The 19,899-nt window shown below is 72.4% G+C and carries 26 protein-coding genes and 1 pseudogene; 4 read left to right on the top strand and 23 right to left on the bottom strand.

All coding sequences use genetic code 11. The features are described 5' to 3' along the window. Positions 1 to 70 precede the first annotated feature (70 nt). On the bottom strand, positions 71 to 1,348 hold the full coding sequence (locus ACFYZ8_RS33425) for an ATP/GTP-binding protein (protein WP_389050288.1): 1,278 nt from the start codon (positions 1,346 to 1,348) through the stop codon (positions 71 to 73). Between the two features lie 217 nt (positions 1,349 to 1,565). Here ACFYZ8_RS33425 and ACFYZ8_RS33420 point away from each other — a divergent pair, with 217 nt between their 5' ends. From ACFYZ8_RS33420 to ACFYZ8_RS33405, 4 genes and pseudogenes are all read left to right on the top strand, one after another. Further along, positions 1,566 to 1,775 (top strand): hypothetical protein, encoded by a 210-nt coding sequence (locus ACFYZ8_RS33420; protein ID WP_389050285.1) that lies wholly within the window; start codon positions 1,566 to 1,568, stop codon positions 1,773 to 1,775. An 80-nt stretch (positions 1,776 to 1,855) separates the two neighbouring features. Then, positions 1,856 to 3,046 carry an endonuclease domain-containing protein gene (locus ACFYZ8_RS33415; protein WP_389050283.1) on the top strand — a complete coding sequence of 397 codons (1,191 nt, stop codon included), beginning with the start codon at positions 1,856 to 1,858 and terminating at the stop codon, positions 3,044 to 3,046. 7 nt (positions 3,047 to 3,053) lie between these two features. Beyond that, positions 3,054 to 3,320: pseudogene (locus tag ACFYZ8_RS33410) on the top strand (endonuclease domain-containing protein); the annotation flags it as partial. Between the two features lie 102 nt (positions 3,321 to 3,422). After that, positions 3,423 to 4,049, top strand: a complete 627-nt coding sequence (locus ACFYZ8_RS33405) for a hypothetical protein (RefSeq protein ID WP_389050778.1) — start codon at positions 3,423 to 3,425, stop codon at positions 4,047 to 4,049. Positions 4,050 to 4,178: 129 nt separating this feature from the next. Here ACFYZ8_RS33405 and ACFYZ8_RS33400 read toward each other — a convergent pair whose 3' ends face one another. The 22 genes from ACFYZ8_RS33400 to ACFYZ8_RS33295 all read right to left on the bottom strand — a co-directional run bounded on the left by ACFYZ8_RS33400 (position 4,179) and on the right by ACFYZ8_RS33295 (position 19,874). Continuing rightward, positions 4,179 to 4,631 carry a hypothetical protein gene (locus ACFYZ8_RS33400; RefSeq protein WP_389050281.1) on the bottom strand — a complete coding sequence of 151 codons (453 nt, stop codon included), beginning with the start codon at positions 4,629 to 4,631 and terminating at the stop codon, positions 4,179 to 4,181. 113 nt (positions 4,632 to 4,744) lie between these two features. Then, positions 4,745 to 5,203, bottom strand: a complete 459-nt coding sequence (locus ACFYZ8_RS33395; protein ID WP_389050278.1) for a hypothetical protein — start codon at positions 5,201 to 5,203, stop codon at positions 4,745 to 4,747. A gap of 138 nt (positions 5,204 to 5,341) precedes the next feature. Then, positions 5,342 to 5,605, bottom strand: a complete 264-nt coding sequence (locus tag ACFYZ8_RS33390; protein WP_389050275.1) for a hypothetical protein — start codon at positions 5,603 to 5,605, stop codon at positions 5,342 to 5,344. A 159-nt stretch (positions 5,606 to 5,764) separates the two neighbouring features. Next, positions 5,765 to 7,558, bottom strand: coding sequence for a hypothetical protein (locus ACFYZ8_RS33385; protein ID WP_389050273.1), 1,794 nt, complete (start codon positions 7,556 to 7,558; stop codon positions 5,765 to 5,767). Positions 7,559 to 7,605: 47 nt separating this feature from the next. Continuing rightward, positions 7,606 to 8,166: a hypothetical protein gene (locus ACFYZ8_RS33380; protein ID WP_389050271.1), complete on the bottom strand. Its 561-nt coding sequence runs from the start codon at positions 8,164 to 8,166 to the stop codon at positions 7,606 to 7,608. Beyond that, on the bottom strand, positions 8,150 to 9,217 hold the full coding sequence (locus ACFYZ8_RS33375; protein WP_389050269.1) for a hypothetical protein: 1,068 nt from the start codon (positions 9,215 to 9,217) through the stop codon (positions 8,150 to 8,152). The genes ACFYZ8_RS33380 and ACFYZ8_RS33375 overlap by 17 nt, the downstream gene beginning before the upstream one ends. 88 nt (positions 9,218 to 9,305) lie before the next feature. Continuing rightward, on the bottom strand, positions 9,306 to 9,872 hold the full coding sequence (locus ACFYZ8_RS33370; protein ID WP_389050266.1) for a hypothetical protein: 567 nt from the start codon (positions 9,870 to 9,872) through the stop codon (positions 9,306 to 9,308). A 29-nt stretch (positions 9,873 to 9,901) separates the two neighbouring features. Next, the gene (locus ACFYZ8_RS33365) at positions 9,902 to 10,297 is read right to left on the bottom strand and encodes a hypothetical protein (protein ID WP_389050264.1); all 396 of its coding nucleotides are present in this window, start codon (positions 10,295 to 10,297) and stop codon (positions 9,902 to 9,904) included. 143 nt (positions 10,298 to 10,440) lie between these two features. Next, positions 10,441 to 10,839, bottom strand: coding sequence for a hypothetical protein (locus ACFYZ8_RS33360; protein ID WP_389050262.1), 399 nt, complete (start codon positions 10,837 to 10,839; stop codon positions 10,441 to 10,443). Next, the gene (locus ACFYZ8_RS33355) at positions 10,839 to 11,186 is read right to left on the bottom strand and encodes a hypothetical protein (protein WP_389050261.1); all 348 of its coding nucleotides are present in this window, start codon (positions 11,184 to 11,186) and stop codon (positions 10,839 to 10,841) included. The genes ACFYZ8_RS33360 and ACFYZ8_RS33355 overlap by 1 nt, the downstream gene beginning before the upstream one ends. A gap of 114 nt (positions 11,187 to 11,300) precedes the next feature. Then, complete coding sequence (locus ACFYZ8_RS33350) at positions 11,301 to 11,915, bottom strand: hypothetical protein (protein WP_389050259.1); 615 nt, start codon at positions 11,913 to 11,915, stop codon at positions 11,301 to 11,303. A 50-nt stretch (positions 11,916 to 11,965) separates the two neighbouring features. Beyond that, entirely contained in the window at positions 11,966 to 12,904 is a 939-nt protein-coding gene (locus ACFYZ8_RS33345; RefSeq protein ID WP_389050258.1) for a DUF6884 domain-containing protein, read from the bottom strand. A 152-nt stretch (positions 12,905 to 13,056) separates the two neighbouring features. Next, positions 13,057 to 13,914: a hypothetical protein gene (locus ACFYZ8_RS33340; protein ID WP_389050256.1), complete on the bottom strand. Its 858-nt coding sequence runs from the start codon at positions 13,912 to 13,914 to the stop codon at positions 13,057 to 13,059. Between the two features lie 110 nt (positions 13,915 to 14,024). After that, positions 14,025 to 14,900: a hypothetical protein gene (locus ACFYZ8_RS33335; protein WP_389050254.1), complete on the bottom strand. Its 876-nt coding sequence runs from the start codon at positions 14,898 to 14,900 to the stop codon at positions 14,025 to 14,027. 87 nt (positions 14,901 to 14,987) lie between these two features. Further along, a complete protein-coding gene (locus ACFYZ8_RS33330; protein WP_389050252.1) occupies positions 14,988 to 15,464 on the bottom strand; it encodes a hypothetical protein in 477 nt (158 codons plus the stop codon). 89 nt (positions 15,465 to 15,553) lie between these two features. Continuing rightward, entirely contained in the window at positions 15,554 to 16,000 is a 447-nt protein-coding gene (locus tag ACFYZ8_RS33325) for a hypothetical protein (protein WP_389050250.1), read from the bottom strand. 178 nt (positions 16,001 to 16,178) lie between these two features. Beyond that, positions 16,179 to 16,601 carry a hypothetical protein gene (locus ACFYZ8_RS33320; protein WP_389050248.1) on the bottom strand — a complete coding sequence of 141 codons (423 nt, stop codon included), beginning with the start codon at positions 16,599 to 16,601 and terminating at the stop codon, positions 16,179 to 16,181. Between the two features lie 151 nt (positions 16,602 to 16,752). Then, positions 16,753 to 17,007, bottom strand: coding sequence for a hypothetical protein (locus ACFYZ8_RS33315; protein ID WP_389050247.1), 255 nt, complete (start codon positions 17,005 to 17,007; stop codon positions 16,753 to 16,755). A gap of 119 nt (positions 17,008 to 17,126) precedes the next feature. After that, complete coding sequence (locus ACFYZ8_RS33310; RefSeq protein WP_389050246.1) at positions 17,127 to 17,648, bottom strand: hypothetical protein; 522 nt, start codon at positions 17,646 to 17,648, stop codon at positions 17,127 to 17,129. A 129-nt stretch (positions 17,649 to 17,777) separates the two neighbouring features. Beyond that, positions 17,778 to 18,482 carry a PP2C family protein-serine/threonine phosphatase gene (locus tag ACFYZ8_RS33305; protein WP_389050244.1) on the bottom strand — a complete coding sequence of 235 codons (705 nt, stop codon included), beginning with the start codon at positions 18,480 to 18,482 and terminating at the stop codon, positions 17,778 to 17,780. A gap of 465 nt (positions 18,483 to 18,947) precedes the next feature. Next, positions 18,948 to 19,250: a hypothetical protein gene (locus tag ACFYZ8_RS33300; RefSeq protein ID WP_389050241.1), complete on the bottom strand. Its 303-nt coding sequence runs from the start codon at positions 19,248 to 19,250 to the stop codon at positions 18,948 to 18,950. 12 nt (positions 19,251 to 19,262) lie between these two features. After that, positions 19,263 to 19,874, bottom strand: coding sequence for a hypothetical protein (locus tag ACFYZ8_RS33295; RefSeq protein ID WP_389050240.1), 612 nt, complete (start codon positions 19,872 to 19,874; stop codon positions 19,263 to 19,265). Between the last annotated feature and the right edge of the window lie 25 nt (positions 19,875 to 19,899).

Here is a 19,899-nt window from a genome sequence, read left to right as displayed (position 1 = left end):
GCCGTCGGCCCGGTCAGATCCCGGATGCAGGACTTCGCGCTCGGGCAGAGCTGGGGAAGAACGGCGCCGGTCACCGGCCGCCGGTCTGCGCGGCGCGGACCGCCTCGGCGAGCGCGCCGCCGGGAAACGACGGCGTCCCGCCGAACTCTCGCGCCAGGTACCGGCTCTGCAGGCCCCCGGCGCCCTCGGACCGCGCATCGGTGAGCCGGTTCAGCCGCGTGACGCCCTCGGCGTCCTTGTCGGCCACCCACACCTGCGCCGGGTCCAGGTCGCGCACCTCGCCGTGCCCGAGCAGGGTGGAGTCGTGGGAGGCGAACACCAGCTGCGCATACCGGGAGTTGGCCGAGCTGTCGAACAGGAACGGGATCTCACTGACCAAGCGCGGGTGCAGGCCCGCCCCCAAGTCGTCCACGAGCACCGCGTGCCCCCGCTCCAGCGCCGTCACCAGCCCCGACAGCAGCACCACCGTGCGGCGCGTCCCGGCCGACTCGGCGGAGTAGGGGAAGGCAACCGGCTCACCGGCCGTACGGTGCAGCAGGTGCACCGACCCCCAACGCGGGTCGATCGTCACCCCGCTCACCCCAAGGTCGGCAACCCCCAGCAGCGCGCCCACCCGCTCCCGGTGGGCCTCGTCCTCGAACAGCCGTCGCAGGACGTCGCGCTCCGCCTCAGCGGCCTCGGGCCGGATCTCGGTCAGGTTGCCGACGAACCAGCGCGCCAGCGGCTCCAGATCGGGATTGCCGGTCGCCCCGGCCACCGACAGCAGCAGAGCGTTGTCCCGCGTGATCTCGCCCAGCAGCCGACGGTCGCGCACCCGGTTGCCGGGCCACTGGAAGACCTCGCTGCGAGAGGCGTCCCGGTCCATCCAGACCTGGCGGCGGCCCTGGGGGAAGCTGTAGATCCACTCCCGCTCCACGCGCCGGGTGCTCAGCTCGAAGCCGTAGCGCCACCGCACTCCGCCGAGCAGCACGTCGACCTCGTACAGCGTCCATGCGCTGGCGCTCGTGGTGTCCAGGGCGAAGGGGGAGCGGGGCAGCTCCTCCAGCCCGACCCAGTGGCCGAGCGAGGACACCACGGCCTCACGCATGTCGGCGAGGGCCCGCAGAGTGTTGCTCTTGCCCGACGCGTTCGCCCCGAAGATCCCCGCTGACATCGCGACGCCGTGCCAGACACCGTTCACCGCGACCGGGACCGTGCCGTCGGCATGGATGTCGTGCTTGGGTGCCTGAAGGTCCAGCGTCTCCTCGTGGCGCAGCGAACGGGAGTTCGCCGTGCGGAAGGACAGCAGGAGGTCGTCGCCCGCCGCCGTATTCTCGGCCGGTCCGGTGGTGGCGCTGGGGGTGCTCACGGTCTCCCTCACGGTCAGCTTCAAGAGGCGGCACATCCGCCTTGATGACGCTTAAGATATTACATTGGAGGCTGGTGTGAATGCAAGCCTTAAGCGTCGAGCGGGGGCACGTGTCAGGCGTGGCTCCTGCTGCCGCGGCATCACGGACCGGCCGAAGCGTGATCCGCTCACCTTGTTTGACGGGCACCGATCGGCGCGCCGGCGCAAGCCTTCGACAATGCAGAACCCGGTGCCCGCTACGCCTGATGACGACATGGGCCAGCTGCGGGACGCCGCCGACCTCGCCCGCCGCTTCCCCGAGCCCGGCACGATCGGGGCGCAGGTGTTCTCGACGTTTGTCGAGCAGAAGAGCCTCCCCGAGCGCTCGCGTTCCACCATCGCCCTCAGTCCGCAGGAGCGCACGCTCGTCTCGATGATGCGGCCGTAAGCGCCTCCTGCCGTATTGCTCGTGGCAGTTGAGTACGGCAGGCCGGCGCCGTTGTCAGTGGCCGCTGTCATCCTGCGGTCATGCTCATCAGCCCGCAGCATGCCCGGGATCTGCTCGCCGACCTGACCCGCACGTGCCCGATGCGCCTGGCCACAGCTGCCCTCGGTACCCGCGGCTTCCATCACCACGGCCACGTCTTCTTCGGCGACACCGCTCTGGAGGGACACAAGGCCAAGAACCGCTGGTGGTTCGTCGCCGAGGAGGTGGAGCAGGCCGGCCGCACGCTGGCCGGCTTGCGGCTGGAACCGGGTGACCTGGTCGAGGTCCACTTACCCGTGCGGCAGCCTGGCGAGGTCCGCGGCGATAAAGGCAGCGACTGGCTCGGCCCGGACACCAACTGGCGCCGGGAGATCGTCAGCTGGATGGGCAACGCCGCCTTCCACGAGCTGGAGCCGGAGGGCGACTGGGATCTCCTCCATACGGTCAACCTCCACGGACTGCCCGGGGCGCTGACGATGGAGGCCTTCCGCGCACGGTTCGGCAAGATGGTCCGCGCCGGCACCTATCCGCTGGATCACATGACCTGGACCGGGACGTCCTGGCAGATGCCCCGCGAGTACGTCGAGGTGATGGACCGCTGGCAGGCCCGCGACAACGAGCTGCTGGAGCAGGCCCGCATCTGCCGCGGCTGCGGAAGTCTCGGTCCGCGCTACGGCGCATGGCGCGCACCCACCCCGCGCGGCTACGTCACGCTGTGCCCGGCATGCTCGGTCGCGGCCTGCGAGCCGTACACCGGGCAACTCGCCGGCGTTGCTTACACCTCCGTGCCGCGCACCACCCGGCCCGCTCGCTTCCTGTGCCGGATGTGCGGACTCAGCCGGGCGTTCACTTGGGACCACTGCCACGACCACGGCCTGGTCCGCGGCCCGCTCTGCGCCAGCTGCAACACCTACGAAGGCAAGGGCGTCCGCTTCCTCGAGCGACCGGGCGCCCTCGCCCTTCTGCTGGACTGCCCGGCATGCGAGCGGAAGCAGACCCTGCCGGAACGCTTCCGCGTCGACATCGCCACTGAGCACGTGCGCCGTATCGAACGGCACGGCCGCTGCCCCAGCCGCCCGAGGGTCCAGGACACCACCCCCACCCACTCCGGGCTGACCTTCACCCTCGGCTGCACCGCTCACAACACCGTGTGGAGCCGAAGCATGACCGCCGCCGAGATCGCCGCCGTCGTCGCCGCCTTCGTCACAGCCGGCCCCGCCACCGCGTCCTGACGTGAGCATGAGTGGCGCTGTCAGTGGCGTAGGCCAGGCTGTGGGAGTGACTCACCAGCCAGCATCCGAACTCCCTGCCCAGAGCGCACTGTTGCCGCCACAGCACACCGGCGAGCACGCCGGTGCCGCCTACCATCCGCGCTACCGTCCGCCGGCCCGCGCTTACCGGTGTGACCTGTGCCCGGATCCGGCGGCGTTCTGGGACCACTGCCACGACCACGGTCTGATCCGCGGCCCGCTGTGCCGCAGCTGCAACGGGAGCGAGGGCTTCTGGGTCCACAGCCGCCACGGTGTTGAGCACCTGATGCGCTGCCCCGACTGCCGGAGCGCCGGCCACCCCCCGATACGCAACCGCGTCGCCCGGATCCTGCCGACGATGCAACTTCTCCTGCACCACTACGATCCCGCGCGGCATCCGCTGTACGGCGACGCCGTTTGGGCCGACGGCGTCGGCGTCTGGGAGCGCGTGTTCGCCCAGCTGTCCGCCGGATACGCGAGCGCCGAGGCGCAGTGCACACACCGCGACTGCGGTGCCCGGTGGACGGTGTGGATCGACCGCGCCCGCTTCGAGCGGCTGGACCAGCTCAGACTGCTGACCGGCAGGGAACTGCCCGGACAGACCTACACATCCGGCAGTCCGCGGTGGCCGGCCGAGCCGACAGACGTGTTCTGGCTCGACAACCCGGCCGGTGTGCCGGCGGCGGCGCAGCCCCACGAGGTGGCCACCGTGGTACTGCCGGGAGCGTACGCGCGCCGTCTGCAGGAAGCCGCGCCCGATGTCCTCAACGAAGTGGCTCTCAGCCGCTGCTGGACCCGCCGCGGACGCGCTGAGGCCCTCGAGATCACCTCGGACACCGTCGGCCTGATCACCCTGTCCACCGTGCTCTACCTCCCGGTCCGCAACGACCCGGAGCGGCCCTGGACACCGGCTGAGCGAAGAGGGCTGGACCAGGCGAGTGCCCGGATCCGAGGGTCCCTGCATGCCCTCACCAGCGGGCGCTGAGGCGTCCGGAGGCTGCGCCGGACAGGGCCCTTGGGAGTTCGACGCGCCGTAGGAGTGGCTCCGCCGCGGGACGGCGCAGCCGGACTGCGTGTGTACGGACATCGGCTGTTGCCGGTTGGGGCCGCGGGCTCACCGCATCGTGGCCGGCCACCGGAGTGCTGGCAGGCTCCAGCCGAGCGGGTAGGGGCGGCCGGTGTAGAAGCGGAGGTGATCCCGGACGGCGTGCTCCATCGCCGGGCTGCGCACCCCGGCACGGACAAGATCCGTATCGTGCACGGTCAGCCGCTTGCCCAGCCGCCGGCGCTGGCGCAGGCCCGGTGGGCCGATGAAGACGGTGAGCTCGTCGAAGCGCAGGGTCGTCACGTCAAGGCGTCCGATCTGCGGGTTGATCGTGGTCAGGTACAGGCCCGAGTACTCGTCACGGACGACCGACTCCGCGAGTGAGATGTGGAAGACGAGATCGTCGACGCGGAGCACCTCGCGGTCGCCGGTGACCAGCGCGCTGGACTCGACGCGGCGCAGCAGGCCGAACTGGCGGAGCGTGGCCCGGTGGTTGACGGTGGCGTAGAAGGGATCGCTCAACGGGGCGTCGTTCCTCTGATGTGCCGTAGGGGATGGCGGGGCGGCCCGGCTACGGCGGGCAGGCGACAGTCGGACAGGTCGGCCCTGCTGCGGCCAAGGCCGGAGGCGTGAACTCAGCGGGCGCAGTCACCGATCTGGGGGTGCCGGATCGCGTCATCGTCTGCTTGGTCCCCGGCCAGCCGCCACGAGGGGCAGCCACCCCCAGCGACGGGCACGACGACGCCGAGGTCGCCCTCGTCGTCACCCCAGAACTCCAGGCAGCCGACGAGCTCATGGTCCTGGCCGATCCACGCGGACAGCTCGGCAAGCCGGTCCTTGACGGCGTAGGAGTGGATCCCCATGTCGACCACGCGAAGGCTCTGGACCCGCCTGGGACGATCCTGCTCGTCCGTGCCGCCGTCGGGGTCGGGAACGAGTACCCACATGTTCTCCTCGACGAAGGTGTTCAGGGCCGCCTCCGTGGCACCGGCCGGGGCGAGGGAGAACCGGCCGCTTGCTGTCAGTTCCCACAGCTGGGCGAGAGGGACGGACGGCCGGAACTCGATGGCTCCTTCGACGGTGTACTCGATCACGTCCTGATCCTGGTGAGTTGATGACGGGCGGACTGTTTGCGGGGCTCCTGCCACCGACGGGGCCGGCAGCGGGCGCAGTCGGTCGGGAACATGGCCGGGGGGTGCGCGTCGCAGCGCACCCCCCGGGGAGGACGGGGGTCAGTCCTCCTCGGTCGCCAGCCGGACCGTCTGCTCGCCGTGGCCGTAGCGGGCCAGCGACTCCGAGCAGGCGAAGTGGGAGTCCTCCGGCTCGCCGGTGGCGATGTTGTGGCCGGTCAGGCGCCACCCTCCGATCCACACGCCCGACTCGCTCTTCTGGAACGGCATGACCTCGGTGGCGGTGCCGACCCAGCTGGTCGACCGCGCGCTGCCCTTCATCGTCCGGGTGACCACGATCCGGTCGCCTTCGGCAGGGAAGAACATAGAGCCTCCAAAGGGAAGTGGAGTTGGGGACCGCGCTGGTGCGCGGCCGCGGGAGCGCGTGGCCGGAGCGGAACCCCGGTTGACGCTTAAGAATGTACCCGCTGCATGCGGAAGTCGCAAGTCTTAAGCGTCAAGCGTGTGGGTGTTTGCTGCACGCGTTCACCGCGCCCCGGACGGCGGGCTCCCGGACGAGTCGCCGTGCGCGATAGGCCCGGTGCGCTGCTGCGCGGCGTGCTGAAGGTGGCGTGCCAGGCTCCACCTGCACCACTCGGGCCACCCCGGCAGGGCCCGCCCGGCATTCAGTGCTGCGGCGTTGCGTCGCACGTCCTCGGTCTGGTTCACGTGCATGACGGCGTTGATCCGCATGTGCTCCAGGGGAGTTCGCACGTCCTGATGCCATGTGTAGGGACGCCAGCGCACATGTGTCGTGCCGACGGAGACGATCTCTCCGGCGAACGCGTGGCGGGTCCGGGGGCCGGGCCGGTGCTCGGGCAGGAACTGGACGTGCATGCCCGGCACGACGACGCCCGGTCCGGCGATGATGTCCGGTACCCCGTCCCACAACTCCCCGTCCCCGTCGTCCTCCTGAACGCTCGCAGGGCCCGCGTCCCCGGCCTCCTCGGATTCCGCATCCGCGCCGGCGGCCTCCCTGGCGGCCTCGGCCTCCTCGGCGGCCAGCTGGGCGGCCTCGGCCCGCAACTCGGCGACGACCTCCAGGTCCAGGCCGTGCAGGCGGACCTGCTCGTCGGTGGGCACCCAGCCGCGCGGGCGCTTGCGCCATGTGTATCGGACGCCCTCGACGGCGGCCCACGCCTTCCAGCGCCGCTCCTCACGCTCCTCCTCGGCACGACGTATCTCCCACTCGGCCCACCACTTCTCCCGCTCGATGCGGCGGCGCTCCTCCTCGGCGAGGAACTCATCTCGGCGCTGGCGCCACTCCTGCCCGTACAGCAGCGGGCGCAGCGGCATGCACTCCTGCCTGCGGGAGCGCGTGACAGGCTCGGGCTGCTCCGCGTCCCACACCAGCAGGGCGCGCAGCCCGTCGGCGGTGGCCTCGATGCGGCGGGAGCCGTCGGCGGCCTTGACCGTGGCGAGGAATCCGGCGCCTTCCAGGGCGCTGATCCGGCCTGCGGCCACCCGGGCACCGGCCCGGCCGGCGCGGGTGATGCGGCGCGGGGTGCCGTCGGCGTCCCGGACGAGCTCGCCTGCGGCGGCCCGGCGGACGGCCTCGGCGTGCTGGGCTGACCAGCCCAGCTCCTTCGCCTGCTCCTCGCGGCGCCACCGCTCACGCCAGTCGACGACGGGTGCTGTCTCCACCGCCTCATCGGATTCGGCCGCGTCCGCGGTCTCCTTTGCGTCGGCCGGTGCGGGGGGCTGCTCGCGGACGCGCTCGCACGCCCCGTTGCGAATGGACGTCACCGGGTGGCCGCCCGAGTAGCGCACGGAGACCGTGAAGGCGAAACCGCCCAGCTCCGGTGCTTGCTCGATCGCGTCGGCGTGAGCGGCGACGGTCTCCTGCGCGGCGCGGGTGTACAGGACCACAAAGGTGTGCAGGCGCTCGCTGCCCCGGTAGAAGCCTGTGACGCGGAAGTCCTTGCCGCGGCCCTGGGCCAGGCCCAGCCGGCGCAGGACGCGGGCGATGGCGACGGAGGGAGTCTTGGGCTGGGGCATCACAGCCACGGAAGTAGCTCCTTCGGGGATCTCGGCGGCGGAGGCCTTCGGCGGCGGCTCGCCGGCGGTGAGCGGGATGAGCATCTGGCCGTTGCGGACCAGGGCTTCGGCCTGCAGCTCCTCGCAGAAGAGGGCCGGGGCGAGGCGGGGACCGGCGACGGCGAAGATGTGGCCGCGCCGGTTGCGGATGTAGGCGAGCGCGCGGGTCTCGCAGAGGTGGGAGTCCTCGCCGCGGGCGAGGCGCTCGTCCCGTTCGCAGCGCTCACGCTGGTGCCCCCGCACGCGGCCCGGACCTCGAAGGCGAGGCCGGGGCCGCGCGGGGCGCGGGGTCAGCCGGCGGCGCAGGTGACGTCCGTCCGCACGGCTTGGAGGAAGGCGCGCTCGGCGGTGGTGCGGTACTCGTACAGGCCGACCGGTGCGACCTCGGCGGTCAGGGCCACCACGCCGTAGCGGGCGCGGGAGCCGTGGCCTGTGCGGAAGGACCAGCCGGACGGGGTGTCCTCGCCGCTGCGGTGCACGGGGTGGAAGTCGTGCGCGCCGGGGTGGACCGCCTGTGCCGCCGCGCGGGCGTCGTCCTCGGCGAGGGCGAGGCGGACGACGGGGTCGGCGGTGCGCAGGAAGTCGAGGGCTCGGCCGAGCTCGTCGAGGGCGCCGCGCCACTCAGGGTCGTCCGGGTCGGGGGCCGTGCGCACCCGGGCGGCTGCGGCGCGACAGCGCCGGTGCGCCTCGACGATGTCCGTGCGGTTGGCCCGCAGGCAGGTCTCGGCCCTCCACCGCGCGCCGCCCTCGACGATGACGTGGGCGCTCTCGCCGGGCGGGACGGGCGCCATGCCCTCGACGGTGCGCAGGTGGCCGTCGGGGCACACGATGCGGTCACCCTTGACGAACACGGTGCGCCTCCTTCTCACGGTCCTTGTCGTCGAACTCGTCCGGCTCGTCCTCGCCCTCGGCGGTGGCGCACTCCTCGCAGTCGCCTGCGGGCTGCTCCTCGTGCTCACGGCACAGGGCCTGCCACCCGTACTCCGGCTCGTCGGCCGGGCTGCTGTCGTCCTCGGCGTTCAGGCGCACCGCCTCGTTGGCGGCCGCGACGGCGCAGTCCATGGAGTCGACGCACCCCTCGCTGCCGAACACCCCGAAGCGGGTCTCGGGGGCCCGGCGCGCACAGGCGGTGACCGGGTCCCCGGCGACGTCGTCGTGGGCGTAGAAGTGGTGCCGGCAGCGTTTGGCGGCGAGCTTGCGGCCCTTCATCGGGGCGAGTGCACCGGCCGGGAAGACGCGCGCGGCGCACCCGCCGTCCGCCTCGAGCGCCATGCCACCGCGGCGGATGGTGGACAGCAGCCGGGCGAGGTCGGCGGGCGACTGCTCACGCAGGATCTCGCGCGCGGGCTCGGAATGGGACGGGGCGTCCGTGCCGCTGGCGTGCCACTGGCGCACGGTGCCCGCAGCCTCGTCGCGGTGCGGGACGCCGACCACGTTGTTGACGCGGCCCTTCGCGGTAACCCAGCCGTAGGCGACGGCGGGGCCGAGACCGTTGCGGAAAGTCCAGCCGACCGGCACACGGGCGTCGTCGCCCTCGGGCAGCACGGCCTGGAAATGGCGGGCGCGGGAGTCGGCCAGGAGGGCGAGCATGCGGGCGAGGATCTCGCTGCGGACGATCTCGCGCAGCTCCTCCATCGCCGCACCGGCGGCGGGCTGATCCGGCTCGACCTCGCCGCGCTCCTCGTTCGGGCCGGCGACGTACTCCAGGCTCCCGCGCAGACGCCAGCCGAAGGCGGCCAGAGCATCGCGGATGCTCGCGATCCCGTGCGGCAAGGCGATGAACGCGAAGGCGTCCGCCTCCCCGCGGCGGCGAATCGAGATGCGGTCCTCGCGGTATCCGGGACTGGCCAGGACGGTCGCGCACACGACGAGGAAGCGGACCTCGCCTGAGGTTGGTGACATGGGATTCCTCTCAGTGTCCGTCACCAGGGCCGGCCTGCGGATCAAGCCCGCCAAGTGACGCTTAAGACAGTACATTGATGCAGGTCTGCTAGCAAGTCTTAAGCGTCATAGGTCGGTGGGTGCCGTTGAAAGGACCAGGAGTTGAGAGCGTTGCGGGTGCCGCCCGTCGTGCTGTCAGGTCTGTGGGCGGGGTGTCGACGGGGCGGAGGCCGGACAGCGCGAGGTGCTCGGCGGGGGAGGGGGCAGCGGTTGTGTCCGGGTGCACCGGGATGCGGCGGTCGGCGTCGACCGGGTAGGGGCCGGCAAACTCGGCGCTGTCCGTGAGGATCTCGATGCGGTGGGCCACGCGCGTCAGTCCGGTGACCGTGTGCAGGTGGCTCTCCAGGGTGATCAGGTCACCGATCTCCAGCTCGGCAGCGTTGCGCGGCTCGTACGCGGCCGCCTCCCAGTCGCCGGTGTAGCGGGTCTCCAGGGCGTTGTAGGTCTCCGGGCCGAGCATCACACGGACCATGTCCTCGATCGCTTGCAGGTGCTCGCCCCAGGGGCAGGCCCAGTACACGCGGCGGGTGATGCGGTCGATGCCGAAGTAGACGCCTCGGAACTCGAGGATCAGGCCGTCGCCGATCTCATCGATGACACGGGGGAGTTCGGTCACGGCGGTGCGCCCTTCCGGAGTGCCGGCCGTCACCGGCTGGTGGGGCGCCGGGTGCGGCCGGTGCGGTCCCAGCGCTCCAGAACGGCGATCACCGTGTCGAGCGCGGCGCGCATCTCCTGCGCGTCGGGGTCGTTCAGGACCACCCACTCGTTGGTGACCGGATCGTGCAGCGGCCTGCCGTCCTCGCCGTACTGGTGCTCGGTGGGCCGGTCGAGAGCGGCGCGGGCCGTGCGGGCGCGGGAGAGGACGGTGCGGACTTCGGTCAGGGCCCTGCTGGCGTCGGTGCCGCGCGAGGGGGCCGGGCCGTGGCCGTCGGCGAGCCGCAGCAGGTGCAAGGCGGCGGTGGTGGCGGGGTGTTCGGGGTCGGCGCTGTCGGCATGGGCCAGCAGGGCCACGTGCAGCGCACTCTGGGCGCTGATGTCCATGGGGCTCCGGGCAGTCAGGGGGCGCCGGCGGCGCCGGGCGAGCGGTGGGCAAGGATGGGCGGGCGCGGGCCCGGGGCGACGCAGCGTTCCGGGCCCGCGATACCGGGCTGACCGGCGAGCCTCCTCGGGCCCGGTGGGGTGGGCTACTTGGGGGGCGTGTTCTGGGCGAACGCCTCGACGAACTTCACCAGGGCCTGCACGAGCTGCTCGCCGCTCGACGGCTGCCGGGCAGCGCCTGCCGAAGTGTCCTGGGCGGGGTCGGGGTGGCTGATGTAGGCGCGCAGGATGCCGCGCACGAGGCTGCGGGTCTCCTCGGGGTTGATCTCGGGGCGGTTGACCCCGGCGCGGTCGGCGGCCTCGTCCATGTCGCGGTCGGTGATGCGGTCGACGTCGGACGGCAGCATGCGGCCGTTGTAGCTCGTGATCAGCCAGAAGGCGATCGTGGTCGCCTTGCGGCGGCGGTTGTGGTCCTCGTAGACGTGCTCGGGAAGGCCGGGCGGCAGGCAGTGCTGGGCCAGCGGCAGCAGGTCGGTGCGATGCATCAGTCTCCGGTGAGTTCTCGGGTTGTGTTCCCGTCGCGGGGGACGGGCTGCCGTGCGGGGGTGCGGCGCAGCCGGGCGCGTACCTCGTCGGGGGTGCAGCCCTCGGTCAGGTAGGCCAGCTGTGCGGTGACGCCCGCGGTGTTGATGCGTGAGGCGAGCTGGTCGGCGTCGTCATGAACCGCATCGTGTGCGTCCCAGAAGTCCAGCTCGGGGCGGGCGCCGTTGTTGAACGCGTCCGCGGCCCGGTCGTGGGCGCGGTCCTCGACCTCTTCGTCCAGGTCGCCCTCCTGGAGGGCGAATTCGGTGGCGATGGCTTCCAGTTCGGCCTCGGTCACGGTGGGGTGCACGGGCTGATTTCCTTCCGGTCGTGATTTCTCGTACACCCCACCGAGTGACGCTTAAGAGTATACGTGACGAGTGCTGTTCGATGCAAGTCTTAAGCGACACCGGGTGTGGGTTTGTCAGGCGGTTTCCGTGCAGTACGAGCCCATCACCCAGGCGAACGAGGTGGTGCCCAGCTCGGTGGTCTGCCGGGCGAACAGCCGCCCCGAAGCGCGGTGGTAGGACGCCTCGCCGTCACCGTCGCGCAGGATGGTCAGCAGAGCGGTGCGGACCTCGTCCAGCATCAGAACGGGCGGGTAGTCCTCTTCACGCTGCAGCTCCTGACGCGACAGCTGCCGCGCGAGGTCGCGCACGGAGGCGAACTCATAGCGAGGGCTGGGGCCGCGGGGCGGCAGGCGCAGGAACGGCAGCGCACAGTCGGCGGGCGCGAGCACCAGGCGGGAGACGTCCACGGTCCGCACGGGGGAGCCCGGCAGGGTGCTGTCGAGCGGAGGATGCCAGGGGACGAACCGCATCGCGGCGCGCCCGTCCTCGCGCCGGCGTCCCAGCGCGGCGCGGGCCTGGGCGTCGGTGTAGGGCCCGCGGCCCTGGGCGTACAGATAGTTGATCCACTGCCCGTTCCAGCGGTGCCACACCTTCTCGCTGGTCGTGGAGTACATCCGGTCGCGGTCCCAGAACCGCAGGGGCCGGGCGGTAAGGGGCTTGTCGACAGGCGTGAGAAGCGCTGGTGTCATCGAGGTCTTTCGGTCACGAATGGGGTGATGGGCGCCGGTAGCGTGCGGGTTCAGGGCGAGGCCGGCTGGGTGCCGGGGGCGTGGTGGCGGTCGAAGAGCGCGGCGGCCTGTGCCCACCACCGTTCGCGCACCGAGGCGTCCTCGCGGGCCTGCCGGCACTGGCCCTTGTGCTGGCCCATCCCGCCGGTGAGCGGGGTGAACAGGTGGGGGACGGACGGGACGAGGAGGTCGATGTAGTCCTGGCCGCCGAGAAAGATCACGTCCGCGTCGCCCAGGCCCAGCGCGGCCGTCTGCACACTCAGACCGTCCGCGGTGATCGCCTCCGGGTCGCCCGGCCGCACGTCGTACCGGCGCAGCTTGCGCGTCAGGGGGACGAGCCCGTGCAACGCCGAGACGATCCGGATCAGTGGCGGGCGGGTCAGCGCGGCGGCCGCGCCGCGCAGCGAGAGGTGATAGCCGCCCGTGTACAGCTCGCCGGCCGGGTACCAGCGCTCGGGGTCGGGCTGCTTGTTCTGGCCGCAGGCGACCAGCACGATCTTTCGGCGCCGCACGTCGATGCCGCCGCGCTGGCGGGCGTAGGCCCGGCCCTGGGCGGTGAGGTAGAGGGAGTGCGGGTCACCCGGGTAGGCGGTGGCATAACCGGCCTGCCGGATGCCGTCCAGCGTCCGGGCCTGGAACCACTCCTCACCGTCCGCCGCGTTGTCCCGTCCGGGCACCAGCTGGTCGGGGCGGCGCGCGGCGGTCAGGACCGCCTCGTGCTGGCGCGCGGGCAGCCTGGGCGCAATGCCCGGGGACGTCGGGGCGGGCCGGCCGTGCTCGGTGATCCAGTCCGCCAGGGCCTGGTGGCCGGCCTGGGTCATGGTGGGCGTGCCGAGCCTGTAGCGGATCAGGCGGTCGGCCTCGAGCCGGGCCAGTGCGGCGGGGTGGCCCCGGACGATGCCGTCCTCGTTCTCGGCGAGGATGCGCGCGCCGGTGGGGCTGAGCGTCATCGGATTCCTTCCGCAGGGGACGGGCCCGGCCGGCACGAACGCGAACGCCGGCCGGGGCTGGGTGATGAAGGGGGAAGAGGGGAGCGGCGGCGAGCCGGCGCGGCAGCGCTGCCGGTGCGATCGCGGTGGCGGCCGCCGAGCGCGCGCGGGGGCTACCAGGAGACGCGCACGAGGTAGGAGCCGTCCGGGGTGAGCCCCTTCTGGGCGAGGTCGCTGAGGATCACGCCGGGGTGCGGGTCGCTGCCCTCCCCTGACAGCCACAAGTCGAGGTCCTGGCGGTCGTTGGGGGCCAGCCCGGGCTGCTCGACGAGCCGGCCGTCGCCGTACACCAGGGTGTGCGTGAGCGACGCGGTGACCTCATAGACGCTGTCGTTGCCGCCCTCCTGCGCGACCACGGCGGAGTACGGGCGGCCGTAGTGCTCCCGCGCGTAGTCCTCAAGGGCGCCGTAGTCCAGCAGATGGAACGCGCCGACCTGCGTGTGCAGCCGCGGCGCGGGTGCGGGGCGGCTGGCGTCGGCACTGTCAGCGTCGGCCGGCGGACCGTCCGGCAGCATGTCTCGCAAGGCGTCCAGGGCGTCGAGCACCCGTCGGCCGAGCAGTCCGTTGCCCTCGGCGGCCAGCCACGCCTCCACGGTCGTGCCGGACGGCAGCGCCATCAGGCGCTGCGCCATGTCCAGGACGTCGACCAGGGGCGTGCCGTCCTCGTCGCAGGCCGAGTCGTAGCTGCCGATGCCAGGCACGTGGGCGACGTAGTGGCCGACGGTGGCGTAGGGGTCCTGCCAGATTTCGAAGGCTGCGCTGGGCGCGTCGCGGCGCAGGGTGTCGGCCAGCTCCGCCGACTTGCCGACGCTGGCCTCGTCGGTGCCGTAAAGCTCGCCGAGCTCCAGCGATGTCGGCTGCCTACGGCCGTACCCCAGCCGCAGATCGGCCTCGGTGATGGCCTTCAGCGCGGCCGGGCGCTCCGCGTCGCTGATCGCGTAGATGAGGAGCTGAAGGGGAGCAGAGGACACACAATTCCTTTCGTCGGACGATGAGGGAATGGCGGGGAGCCGGAGCCGACGGTCCCGAGTGCGGACCGGGCGCCGATGCGGGCCCACGACGGGAGGCCCCGCGGGGCGGATCACCAGATGACGAGGCGGACCGCGTGCGCCACCAGTGCGGTCAGGCACGCCCGGGTGACGGGCTGGTGCCAGATGACCTCCAGGGTTGAGGCGGGGTGGTAGCGCGTGTCCTCATGCCGGAGCACCGTGTGCTGACCCTCGTGGCTGAACTCCGTGTGCCGGATGCCAGGGAGGCGCTCGGGAAGCTCGGCCGCCTCCGCCGAGGCGGCGTTGCCTGCGGCGTCGGCGATGTCCGCGGCCAGGTACCGAAGGCGCCAGTCGTCGTGAGCGCACACGCCGTGGCACCGCAGGGTGGCCACGAGCGGCCCCCCGGCCCGGCCGTGCACCGCGTGCTCGGTGACGTTGCCCGAACGGCTCGTGTGAACGGGCGCGTCCTCGGCGGCGGGGTCGCTTCGCACCACCCAGAACGCCTCGCCCTCGGCATCGACGAACGACCAGCTGAACTGGACCCGGAAGTCGTCGCGCAGGTCCGGCCAGTTCACCGAAACGCCCGTGCTCACGTTCTGCCACGTCAGCAGCTCCACGTAGCTGCGCCCCTGCGCGGGATCTGCCAGCAGGGCCCCCGGCGTCAGCGCCCACGGCCGGACACGGCCCAGGCACAGCGGCGAGCCGGCCGGCCACTCGATCGGCTCGTACCTTTGCGCCGCCTCCTGCACGGGACAGGTGCTGCACGAGGCTCGCCCCATGCGGCAGCGCTCGTAGCCGCCCCAGCGCTGCCGCCCGGTGCGGCTCTCGAACAGCGACGCGAACCGGATCGGCAGCAGTCCGCACTGGTTGCGGACGTCCATGTGCGCGTTCAGCGACAGGCGGCTCCACCCCTTGCCGTCCGGACCACCGGGATACGGGTCTGGCTGGGGGAGGAACAGGGGCGACACGGTGAACTCCACAAAGACAAGGCCGGGTTGGGCCCCGGCGGGGGGCGAACGGAAGGGCGAGAATCGGAGGGTGGTGCTGTCGAGGCTTCAGCGGCCGGCGGCGGCCTGGTACGGCTTCAGCGCCTCCAGCACGGCCGAACCGAGGAACGCGGCGCCGCCGCCAGCCAGCCACTCGGCCACCGTCGTGTGGTCGGGGAGCGCCGACAGGCGGGCGAGTAGGTCGGGCAGGTTCACGTGCGGGACGCCCTTGAGGTCGCACCCGGTCTCCACGGTGCCGACGGCCGGTACATGGGCGACGTACGAGCCGTCCCGCTCCTCCGAGGGGTCCTGCCACAGCTCGAACACGGCGCTCGGCGCCTTCTCGATCAGCCGCCGGGCGACCTCGGCCCACTGCCCGTCCCACTCCTCGTAGGTGCCGTAGAGCTCGCCCAATGCGAGCGTCGCGGGGGCGTCAGTGCGGTCGAATCCGAACTCCAGGCCCGCCTCGGACAGGACCTGCAGAGCCGCGTCACGGTCGGCGGCGTCGGCGGCGTAGATGTAGACCTGCAGGGGCGATTCGGCCATGGCTTCCTTACGTAGGGGGCGGGTTGGGCGGACGGCGGCCGTGCCGCCGGGTGCGGCGGGATCGGCCGCCGGGTCGGGCGGTCCGGAACTCAGGCGGCGCGGGCGCATCCGGGGGTGCGGGGAATCGCGAGCAGCAGGGCGCCGGGCGGGTAGACGGTGCAGCCGTCCACGACGACGTGGCCGCTGCCGGGGGTGATGCACATGTAGAAGGCGTTGTGCGCGCACCAGTCGCAGTGACCGGCGTCGAACGGCCGGGCTCCGTGCTGCTGGACCTTGGGCGTGCCGGTGAAGTAGCTGACCCACTGGGCGCGGTCGTCGAGGGGCATGAGAGTCCGCCGGTCGTGGCGGGGCTGGCAGGTGCCCAGCACCACGTCGCCGGGGCGGATGTCCGCTGCCGGGACGACGCGGACCGCGGCCGGGTCGAAGCTGCCCGGGGTGGGGGTGCCGACCTTGACGCCGGTGGTCGGGCCGGTGGGGATGTAGGAGACGGGCGCCGCGACGTGGACGCGGTACAGCGGGATCGGCGTGGCGGTCAAAGCGTGCTCCTCGGTGGCGACATCCTGCCCTGATGACGCTTAAGAGCATACGGCACCTCGCCTCGAAATGCAAGCCTTAAGCGTCATCTGCGTTTTTCGACTGCCGGGCGGGCCGGCGCGCGGGACGGTCCTGGCCGCGCGAGCGCCGAGGGGCGGACCGCGCGGCCGGACCGGCGGCTCAGCGGTGCGCGGCGGCACGCAGGCCGTAGACCACCAGTGCCCAGACGACCGCCGACGGCGGCAGGTGCCCGCCGTGGAAGGCGAGCGAGCCGATGAGGAGCGGCACCAGCACGAAGACCAGCGCCGCATCGCTCACCGCCGCCGCGGCCGACCAGCCGAACCCCGCACGGGATGCTCCGCCGCGCCGAGCGAGCGGGCTGACGCCGAAGCGGAGCATGCGCGCCGCGACCACGACGAGCACCGCCACGACCAGTACTGGCCACGCGCCCGGCGTCGCCAGAGACAGCGCCGCCACGGCCAGCGCGGACGCCTGTGCGGCACGGTGCAGCGGGCGGCGGCATGCGTGCGACCGGGTGCGGGTGGCGGAGGGGCGTGTGGCCGGTCGGCGGGCGGCGGGCGTCGTGACGGTGCTGCTGGACACGGGGCGTTCTCCTATGGCTGGTTGGCGCGGGCGCCGGGGCGGCGCCTGGGCGGGAAGGTGAAGCGGGTGACCGGGATGCCTCACGCGCGGGTCCGCCTCGATCAGGCGGTCGCACAAGGGCGGGCGGGCCGTGCGGCCCGCCCGGGGCCGGTCAGATGACCCGCATGCCGAACAGGCGGGGGCTGGTGTCGACGACGCCGCAGATCTCCTCGGCGCAGTCGCCGCACAGGTTGGGGCAGCCGCACTCGCTGGTGAACACGTGCCAGCCCGCGTCGTGCGCCTCGTGCGTGCCGTCGTCGCCGTCGTCGAAGAACGGCGAGCGCTTGCCGCACTGGTCGCAGGTGATGAAGTCGAACTCGGCCACCGTCATCCGGATTTCGGTCTGCTCGGCGATGACGGCGGTCATGAGATCACTCCCTGCGGGTGGTTCCGGCGGCCGCTCCCCGTACCGCCTTTGACGCTTAAGATATTACTAGCGGGCACCCGTCAATGCAAGTCTTAAGCGTCAAAGATGGAGTTGTGTGGTCAGGCCCAGGCGACCTCCCGGCCGTGGGCCGCGCACCACTGGGCCAGGTCGTGCAGGTCGAGCAGGCGCCGATGGAGGTATCCGGCCGAGCGGCCGCCGTCATAGTGACGCCCGGACTGCGTCCACGGCGCGCCCGGATCCTCGGGCGCCAGGGCCAGGGCGATCAGCACGCGCCCGAGGAAGAGGTCGGCCGCCATCTGGCCCCACGCGTCCTGGCCCTCCTGGCTGTCCAGGCCCAGCGCCGCCAGCAGGAGCCGGGTGTTGGCACCGTTCGCCTCGACGTCCGGGGCGGGGCCGTCCGGGTCGAGCGGCTCGACCAGGAGCGGGGAGTGCGGGCAGATGTCCGGCAGTACGCAGCCCGGCAGCGGCCCGCGTGTCCCGGCGGCCCCGGCGGCCAGGGCGGCCCGGACGGCCGCGTCGTAGCTGCCGAGTGGGGTGGCCTGGTCTGTGGCCGGAGCGCAGCCGCAGGTCACCGCATACGCCACAGCCTGCCGGTGCTCGGCGGTGAACAGTACGGACATGCAGAACCTTCCAACACTTGGGAGAGCCGCAGGCGGGCGGCGGGCGATCATGGGCAGGCGCCGGCCGGCGGGCGGGCCGGTGCGGGTGAGGGGCAGGGAACCGGCCGGGGTGCAGGTACCCCGGCGTGGTCAGAGGTCGGCGACGAGGGCCGTGGCGTTGTCGTGACGGGGGTCCGGCGAGCGCACCGCGCGGTTGACGAGCCGCACCGCGGTCTCGCGGGGCCGCCCGTCCCGCATCGCCCCGGCCAGGTCCCAGCCGTGGTCCTCGAAGGGGGAGTAGACGCCGTCGGAGAGCAGCACCAGCCGTCCGGGGCCCTTGACCGGCTCGGCCTCGCCCAGGGGTCCGTGCGTGCCGTCGTCGGGGTGGCGGCCGAGGTGCGAGGCGACCATGTTGCGGTACCACCATGGCGCCTTGCGGCCCTCGGCGCGCGCGATCTCGGCCCAGTTGTGGTCCACGGTCAGCGGCTTGCCGTTCCAGTACGCGCGGGCGTCGCCGGTCCAGGCGACGAGCAGCACCCCGCCGGGCAGCCACACCGCCACGACCGCTACCGCGCTCGGTTCATCGCTGCTGTCGGGGTCGTGGCGCTGCTCGGGGCCCTCGTGGTCGACGACCGCGCGGACAGCGGCGAGGGCGGCCGCCGGGCTGCCGGTCTGCGCCGCGATCCGGGCGAGCAGGCGGGCCTTGTCCCGGGTCCAGGCGCGCACCTTGGCCGTCGAGCCGATCCCGTCCAGCAGGGCGAAGGCGCGGTTGCCGCCGTCGGCGGCGGTGGCGGTCGCGTCGCACTGGTGGCTACGGGTGCCGAGGCGCTGGGCGGTGGCGTACGAGGTGGTCACTGTTCTCCGGATCAGGTCGTGAGGAAGGCGGCTGACGCCCGGGGGCGCGGCCCGCGCGATGGGAGGCCGGCGGGTCCACCCCGCCCCCTTGGTGACGCTTAAGACAATACATGGATGGCGCCGGCGATGCAAGCCTTAAGCGTCAAGGATGGTGGTGTGGCAGCCCGGGCTTGAGCTGCGGCCCGGTCGGCAGGGGGGCGCAAGGTGGGTCCCTGGGTCCTCAAACCGTCATTTCCCCAGGTGAAAGCGTTGAGCTGGGTCCTGGGTCCACCTGGGGCTGGCGAGCGGAGCGGTTGCTGGCCGTGTGTGCCGGCAGTCCTCGAGACGCGCCGCAGGCGCGGGTGGTGCCCAGGGAGCTGGCCTGCCGCCTGCCGGGGCGCGGACCGGCGGGGGAACCCGCGCCATCCGGAGCGGGACAGGTGCGCGTCACGCCCGGCGCAGGAGTGCGGCCGTGCGCTGGGCCGGTCAGGGACCGTCGGGCGGCAGTGCGAATCCTTCGGCGGCCAGGCGGGCCACCAGGTCGTCCAGGCCGATGCCGCCGGAGTCGTTCGCGTCGTTCACGATGTCGGAGATGATCCGCAGGATGCGCTCGTGCGGCTCGGGCGGAGCGACGGGCCACCACATCTCGCCGATGGGCTCACGCAGGTACTGGCCGATGATCACGGCGTGGTGGTCGGTCTCGGGACCGTGCGGCTCCAGGTCGCACGAGACGTCGTTGCCTTCTTCTTCGTCGCGGCCGGGGGCGCCGCACACCGTGCGGTCAGTCACGCTGTCGGCACCTCACACCAACGACCACTTGCCGGAATGCTCGAACGCTCCGGTGGCGAGGTTCACCACCAGGTGGTCACCGTCGCCCGGGGGGTAGCTGCGGGCGTAGTCGGCCAGCAGGTCACGGAACCGCTCATCCAGCGCGGCCTGCTCCGATCCCTCCTCCAGCGCCTCGAAGTCGAACGGCACCGGCTCGCCGCCGCTTTGATCGTGGAGGTAGACCGCCTCGTCGTCCCAATACACCTGGTCGTCGTAGTTCGCATCGGTCACGAACTCCACGCGGGTCACGGGCGGTTGTCCCGGCTCGCGTGCGCACATGGTGCGCAGTACCTCCAGCAACTCGCCCTCGATGCGCCGGTCCCCCTCGCCGACCAGCGTGTTCCCGAGCCTGTAGAGGTCGTCGCGGCTCCAGTGGGCGACCATCGCCGCCACGCGCTGCCGGTCGGCGAAGAACGCGGCGTCCAGGCGCGGCGCGGGGGAGCGGCGGCGGTCATGTCGGCGAGGGCGGAGGCGTCGCCGGGAGACGAGGGGGAGGCGGGTGCGGACGGCCGGCTCAGGGGCAGCGGCCGGGGCGGGCGTGCGGTTCACGCCGACACCGAGGAAGCGGCCGAAGTGCAGGTTCACAGGGTTGTTTCCAAGGGGTGGGCGG

It is taken from the genome of Streptomyces sp. NPDC001668 (genome assembly GCF_042893155.1).
Classification (GTDB): domain Bacteria; phylum Actinomycetota; class Actinomycetes; order Streptomycetales; family Streptomycetaceae; genus Streptomyces.
This window is presented reverse-complemented; position numbering and strand designations above follow the sequence as displayed.